The organism is Pseudomonadota bacterium, from assembly GCA_030859565.1.
Taxonomy (GTDB): Bacteria; Pseudomonadota; Gammaproteobacteria; order JACCXJ01; family JACCXJ01; genus USCg-Taylor.
Genome location: JALZJW010000163.1, coordinates 1 through 7,572 on the forward strand (window position 1 = coordinate 1; position 7,572 = coordinate 7,572).

At 63.4% G+C, this 7,572-nt stretch carries 5 protein-coding genes; all 5 read right to left on the minus strand.

The features are described from left to right. On the minus strand, positions 1–325 hold a 325-nt coding region (locus tag M3436_17920; GenBank protein ID MDQ3565891.1), incomplete at its 3' end, for an alkaline phosphatase. A gap of 276 nt (positions 326–601) precedes the next feature. After that, complete coding sequence (locus M3436_17925; GenBank protein ID MDQ3565892.1) at positions 602–3,712, minus strand: efflux RND transporter permease subunit; 3,111 nt, start codon at positions 3,710–3,712, stop codon at positions 602–604. Continuing rightward, on the minus strand, positions 3,709–4,833 hold the full coding sequence (locus M3436_17930; protein MDQ3565893.1) for an efflux RND transporter periplasmic adaptor subunit: 1,125 nt from the start codon (positions 4,831–4,833) through the stop codon (positions 3,709–3,711). The genes M3436_17925 and M3436_17930 overlap by 4 nt, the downstream gene beginning before the upstream one ends. Next, the gene (locus tag M3436_17935) at positions 4,830–6,263 is read right to left on the minus strand and encodes a TolC family protein (protein ID MDQ3565894.1); all 1,434 of its coding nucleotides are present in this window, start codon (positions 6,261–6,263) and stop codon (positions 4,830–4,832) included. Before M3436_17935 ends, M3436_17930 begins: the two co-directional genes overlap by 4 nt. A 55-nt stretch (positions 6,264–6,318) precedes the next feature. Continuing rightward, on the minus strand, positions 6,319–7,572 hold a 1,254-nt coding region (locus M3436_17940; protein ID MDQ3565895.1), incomplete at its 5' end, for an ATP-binding protein.

Here is a 7,572-nt window from a genome sequence, read left to right on the forward strand (position 1 = left end):
GCGCGACATAGGGCAACTTCTCGAAGAACAAGCTATGCTCCTCACCGGGCTTACCCATCTGCTGCCCTTCCAAGATGCGGGCAGCCGTCACGGTAGAGACTCCCATGCCATCACCGACAAAGAGGATCACATTCTTGGCCCGGTGCTCTATCGGGAAAAGCTTTTTTGCGGTCTCTATGTACTCCTGGCCGGCATCGAACCAGTCGGATACCGATTCGGGTCCTTGTACCGCGGGCTCGGTCCCGGTCGCCGCGGGAACCGCCACCGCTGTAGCGAGGGTGAAGAGGGCGCCGCGTACGGCCAGATTCGGGTGTTTGTGTTTCATCAACTTACTCCTTAATGTTTCTTAAAGGGACTGCGCATTACGGACACGGCAACCGTACCAGCCCTTTGTGACGCTCTAATTACGTCTTGGTGAATATGAGAGAGTAAGCCCGAACGAGATAAGCTCAAACCGCGAGCCGTCCGGCAGGTGAGCCTCCAGTTCCGGGGTCTCGGGGTTCGTATACCGTCACTTACTAGGCTAACTGCATGGGCTTGAAGTAGCCCCTCTGGGGGCAGCAGCCGGCTACCGGGCGCGCCGCCAGCAGTGACACATATTCTAGGAAGACAGCCGCTTAGAGGCCCGTTTCTCGCCCCATGTGCCGGAGGCGCGCATGCGCAGCCGTTGGACGAACCGCTCCAGGCTCACGTAAAAGGTCGGGGTGATGTACAGCGTCAGAAACTGCGAGAACAAGAGCCCGCCCGCGACCGCGATCCCGAGGGGCTGGCGTGCCTCGCCGCCTGCGCCATAACCAAGCGCAATGGGCAGGGTCGCGAGGATCGCCGCCATCGTGGTCATCATGATAGGTCGGAAGCGAACCAGGCAGGCCTCGACGATGGCCTGCTCTGCCGGCAGATTTTTTTCACGCTGGAGGGTGAGTGAGAAATCCACCATCATGATCCCATTCTTCTTGACCAGGCCCACGAGGAGGATGATCCCCACGAAGCTGAACATATTGAGCTCCTGATCGAGGAGCAAAAGCATGACCAGTGCCCCAAACCCGGCCAAGGGCAGCGCCGTGAGGATGGTGAGCGGATGGCCGAGATGTTCGTACAGGATCGCGAGGATCATGTACACCACCAGGACGGTGATACCCAGGAGGATCGGCAGATCGCGCGTCGATTCCTCGAAACTCTTGGCGCTGCCGCTCAGGACGCTGCTGATGCCGGGCGGGAGCGCCTCCCGCATTACCTCCCGAATGGCCGAAAGCCCCGCCCCGATGGATTGCTCCCGCGCCAGGTTGAACGACAGCGTGACCGAGGGAAGTTGTCCGAAATGCTCGATCGAGATCGGCCCGACGCCTTGCCTTATGTCCGTGATGCTGGCGAGCGGTACCAGGCGGCCGTTTCGGCCCTGCACGTAGAGGGCGTCGAGCGCATTGACGTCGCGCTGGAAGGCCGCATCGAGCTGAATAAAAACGGGATACTGGTCACTGGCGCCATAAATCGTGCTGATCTCGCTCCCTCCAAAGGCGGAGCCGAGCACAGTTTCGATTTCCTGCGAGCTGACGCCGAGGGAAGCTGCGCGCTCGCGCAGTATATGCACCCGGATCTCGGGGTTGGCGAGCTCCAGGCTGCTGCTCACGTCCTGGATCATCGGCAATGCCTGGAGTCGAGCCTCGATCGCTTGGGCGGCCGGGTAGAGGGACGTCAGATCGGAGCCCCGCAGGACGACTTGAAATTCCCCTGCGCCCGTGATCGAGCCCATGCGGATCGCCGGCGGATTTTGCAACACGAGCACCATACCCTCGACGGCGCGCGCGGCGCGACGCAGCTCCTGAATGACTTCGTCGGCGCTGGCTTCCCGATCGGCCGCAGGTTTCAATCGGACGAAGATGCGTCCGACATTGCCCCCCGTCACTCCTCCGAACCCCTGTCCCGCGGAGGACATCAGCGATTCGACGTTGCGATTGGCGCGCACCACGTCGGTGAGCGCCAGCTGCCTCTTGACCAGCTCCGGAAATGGAGTTCCCTCGGGCGCGCGCGTAGTGCCGGTAATGGTCCCGGTGTCCTGACTCGGGATGAAGCCCTTCGGGACCGCGGTGTAAAGCCAGCCGGTCGCAACCAGAATCGCTGCCGATGCCATGAGCATCGGGCCGCGATGACCCATGGCAAACCGGAGGCTCTTGCCGTAAAAGGCCCTGGAATGCTCGAACAGCGCATCGAAGGCGCGGTAATGAGGACCGTGTCCCCTGGTGGACTTGAGAAACAAGCCACACAGCATGGGGGTGAGGCTCAGGGAAACGAGCCCGGAGATCAGAACGGCCACGCCTACGGTGACCGCGAACTCGGCGAACAGGCGGCCGAGGATCCCGGACATGAACAGGATCGGGATGAATACGGCAGCCAGCGATATCGTCATGGACAAGACAGTGAAGCCGATCTCGCGCGTGCCATCGAGGGCCGCGGTCAAACGGTCCTTGCCCATTTGCATGTGCCGGCTGATGTTTTCCAGCACCACGATGGCGTCATCCACCACGAAACCCACCGCCAAGGTCAACGCCATCAGCGACAGGTTGTTTAGACTGTAGCCGAGGAGATGCATCACGGCGAAGCTCCCGAGCACCGACGTAGGAAGGATCAGGACCGTGATGAGGGTCGATGACAGATTGGCCAGGAACATGAGCACCACGCCGGACACGAGGACGATCGCGAGCACCAGGGTGAAATTGACGTCATGGATCGACTCGCGGATAAACTCGGAACGATCGAGCAGCACGCGTAATTCAACTCCCGCCGGGAGCTGGGCGCGTACCTCGGGCAACAGTTCCCGGATCCCGTTGACGGTCTCCACCGTGTTGGCACCGGGCTGCCGCTGTACCGCGAGAAGGATCGAACGCTCGCCGTTGAACCAGCTCAAGGCCTTATCGTTCTCCACGCTGTCCTCGGCGCGGCCGATGTCCTTGAGGCGGACCGGAATACCGTTCTGGAAGGCCACGATCACGTCTCGGAAATCCGCGGCTGTGGTGAGATCGGCGTCGGCCGTTACTGCATAGGCACGCTCGGCGCCGTCCATGATCCCGGCGGGGCGGTTACTGTTGGCTTCCTGGACGGCCTCGACTACTTGATCGAACCCGAGGTTACGTTGGGCCAAGGCATTGGGATTGACGTACAAGCGTACCGCGTATTTTTGGGCCCCGTAGATCACCACCTGAGCGACCCCCGGAAGCATCGACAATCGCTGGGTCAGACGGGTGTCGGCGAACTCGTTCAGCTCCGGGAGTGGCAGGGTCTCCGCGGTCAAGGCGAGGATCAGGACCGGGCTGTCCGCGGGGTTGGTCTTGCGCAACTGAGGTGGATCGATCCCGTCGGGAAGCCGGCGCATGGCGCTCGCGATCGCGCCCTGCACGTCCTGGGCGGCCGAGTCGATATCGCGCTCGAGCCGGAATTGCAAAGCGATACGGGTCGAGCTCGAGCCGCTTACCGAGCTCATGGAATCGATACCGGAAATCGTGGAAAACTCCCGCTCCAGGGGCGTTGCTACCACTCGCGCCATGGTTTCGGGATCCGCTCCAGGGAGGTTTGCGGAGACCTGAAGGGTGGGGAAATCGACGCTGGGCAACTCATTGACCGGCAGCGTGTCGAAGGCGAATAAGCCAAACAGGCATAAGCCTGCGGTCAATACCGCCGTCGCTACCGGACGTTCGATGAAGATCCTGGACACGTTCATGAGTGTGGCTCCCCGATCGGTTTGACCGCTTTGCCGGGGGTAAGGTTAACGGGAAGCTCGGTGATCACCAGTTCGCCGCCTTTCAATCCCTCCCCGATGACGGCCAGGTCTTCGACCTGCCGCAAGACCTGGACCGGTCGCAGCCTCGCCCTTGCATCGTCCACGACATAGACATAAGGGCCCTTCTGTCCCGGCCGGACCGCGCTTGCAGGCACGACCACGGCGGCGGGCTCGATTTTCAGGATCAGTTGCGCAAGGATGAACTCTCCCGGCCACAATGCCTGGTCCCGGTTCGGGACCCGTGCTTTCAAGAGCACGGTACCGGTCTCTGGGTTCACCGTGTTATCGATGAAGACGACCTTGCCCTCGGCCACACCGACACGGCCCTGTTCACGGTAGATCGCAACGCGCATGTCACCCGATCCGGCCTGGCGCCGAACCTCTTCGAGATAGCGCTGTGGGATACTGAAGGCGACCTGCACCGGATCGATGCCCATGATCACGACCAGCGGCGTCGCCCCGGCGATATTGACCAGGTTCCCTTCCTTGACCGCAAGGCTACCCGTTCGGCCGGCGATCGGGGCGCGGATCTCGCTGTAGCCGAGTTGCACCCGGGCCATCTCCACCTGGGCGCTATTGGCCTTCACGGTGGCAGCGAGGGCGTCCATAGAGGCGAGCGCTTGCTCGTACTCCTGGCGTGTGATGTATTCACGTTCTGCGAGCGGTTTTAGACGTTCGCGCTGCGCCCGTGCTTCCAGCAACTGCGCCTCATCGCGGGCCAGGGTGGCCTGTGCCTGATCGAGGGTAGCCCGCGCGGCTCGGTCATCGATACGAAACAACAGTTGACCTCTTCTTACATCCTCGCCTTCGCGAAACAATACCTCCTCGAGCACCCCGTTCATCTGGGGGCGCACCTCGACCCTGTGCTCCGGCTCGACGGTCCCTACCGCCTCGGCGACGACCGGCATCGGCTGGACCTTCGCGGCGACCGTCTTGACCGCGATTTCTTCCTCGCGGGCGGCCTTCTCGCCTACGGCGCCGACCGTCCTATCGTTGCCCAGCCGGAGATAAAGGCCGATAGCGACGACCAGCAGCACCCCTGTCAGCAATATTCTCTTCATGACGACGGTAGCAAGGCGCCGCGCGCGTGCGTCAGACGCGCGAGGGCGGAGTACCAGTCGAACTGGGATTGTATCCACTGAACTTGCGCGTTTGCCTCGTCCGCCTGGGCGGTGAGCAGATCGAGCAGGCTCCCGACCCCCGACCGATAACGCGCCAGTGCCACCTCGCTCGACTGGTTGGCACTTCTCAATACGCCGGAGCTGGTATCGATTCCGGTCATGGCGGTGTTCAGATCGTAGTAGGCCTGCCAGACCTCCAGCGAGCTCTGGCGATGCAGTCCATCTCGCGCCGCTTCGGCTTGCTCCGTTTGAGCCTCCGCGAGGCGCACGCTATAGGTATCGCGAAAGCCGGTGAAGAGCGGGATCCGCAGGTTGACGGCGATGCTGTAGCTGTTCGAGGCTATCCGCTCCTCGTCGAAAAACGCGGTGCGGCCGCCATTGACGGCGAGCTCGAGCGTCGGTAGTCCCGCCGCCTTTGCTGCCTGCACCCCAGCGCGAGCGGCACGCACTTGGGCCTCGGCCGCCACGAGATCGGGCCTCATCGATTTGGCCTGATCGAGGATGAGATCCAGCGATTCGGCGACTCTTGCAAGCGGCGGTTGAACGGGCCAGGGCAGCAGGCTCACCCGCGTACCGATCGGCATCCCCACCGCTACCGCGAGCTGGCCCCGTGCCTTGGAAAGCTCCCCTTCGGCGCGCTGCACGGTCAGGCGCGCTTGACCCACGGCCGTCTCGGCGCGATAGACATCACCAATGGTGGCCAAACCCGCTTGGCGCCGAATATTTGCCGCACTCAGGCTGGCTTGCGCGCTCTTCAATGCTTCCTGGTTGGCCGACACGAGCCGCTCCACGCCCAGCACCTGGTAGTAGGTCTGCTCGACCAGCAGCACCACATCCTGCAACACGCGATTCTGTTGGAGATTGGACGCCAGCAACCGGTAGCGAGCGGCCTCCACCTCTCCTTCGCGGGCGCCGAAGTCGAAGAGGACATAGGCCAGGCTCACCGAAGGGCCGTAGCGTGTCTGCTCGGGAACGGACGCGCCGGCGCTGGAGAGCGACCTGCTATGTGTGAGGTTGGCGAGCCCGTTGAGTTGCGGCCAGTACAGCGAGCGCGCGATCCCGAGCTCCGCGGCTTGAGCGCGTGCCACGGCCCACGCCTCTCGGGTCTCCGGTTTATTCATGAGGGCGAGGTCGGTGATCTGGGCGAGGGAGAGAGGGCCTGAGATCTCCGCGGCACTGCCATGCCTGGGCTCAGGTACCTTCGGAAGCGGCTCGCGGGCCTGCCAGGGGACCTCGGGTGCCGGTGAGGTCTTGGTCTCGGTATCGAACGGATCGGCCACACGCAGGCGGTCAAAGAAACCTCCCGCCATTGCCGGCCCCATGACCCCCAACATGACATACGGCACGGCAAGCCGGAGGAGCGAGAGCAATCGCGGCCGCCTCAAGCTGCGTACGCTCCGGCTCGTCATTGATTCTTACCGGTGCTCAAGAAGATTGGCTCAAACCACGCGGGAGGGTGAGGAGCGCTTCGAGCCCGCCGCCATCGGAGTTGTTCAAGGCGAGCTCTCCTCCGTGCAGATGGGCGATGTTGCGGGCGATGGCGAGGCCCAGACCGGTTCCTCCGCTTTCCCGGCTGCGCGATGACTCGAGGCGATAGAAGGGCTCGAACACCCGCTCGAGCTCGGCTATCGGTATCCCCGGTCCGGCATCGAGGACGCGGATCTGAAGCCGCCTGCCGTCGTCGTTCACCATCACCTCGGCGCGCTGGCCGTACTTGACCGCGTTGTCCACCAGGTTGCCGATGCAGCGCTTCAAGGCCAGGGGTTTGCCGCTGTAAGGCTCCACGGCGTGGCCTCCGACTGCCACGGATTGCCCCATCTCTTCCGCATCCGCCTGGATGCTTTCAATGAGTGCCATGATGTCCACCGGTTGGAAAACCTCCCGGCCGCTCATGCCGCGAGCGAAATCCAGGGTCGCGTTGACCATGGTTTCCATCAGTTCCAGGTCGGCCGCGAACTTGGCCTTCAGCCCCGCGTCTTTCAGCATCTCGGCGCGCAGCCGCAGGCGGGTGACCGGGGTCTTGAGATCGTGAGACATCGCCGAGAAGATCCGCACGCGGTCCTGCAGCAGGCGCACAAGCTGCGATTGCATGTTGTTGAAGGCCGAAGCCACGTGGCGCACCTCCGAAGGCCCGTTCTCCTTCAGGGGCGGGCGGTTGATATCGCGTCCCAGATCTTCAGCGGCTTGCGCAAGGATAGACAGCGGGCGCGTCACCCAGCGCACCGCCACCAACGCCGCGATGACGATCGCCCCCGCCAGTTCCGGCCAGGTCCAGAACAGGCGATTGGGGGAGCTGGTCCAACTACGACGATAGCCGAGCGTCACCCAATGACCGTCCGTCAAGCGCGCCTGCACGAGGTAAGATGCGCCGGTCGCACCCTGATCGGCCAAGACGACCTTGAGGGCGCGGCTGCCGAGCGCTCGGCGCACCCAGTCTTCAAATGCCGCCAGCGCGGGGTGTCCGCCGGCCCCGGTGCGCTGTGCTGCCGCCGGATCGAGCGAAGCAAACCACCGTCGGGTGTTGAGGATGGCGACGACTTTCCCGCGCTCGTCGGGCTCCAGCGTGTCGAGCAGACTCACGGTATCGGCGATCCGCTGGGCCGCCTGGGCCGCGTCGGTTTGCGCAAAGACCCTGTCCACCTCCCAGGAATGGATCGCCGCGCCGACCCCCCCCGCCAC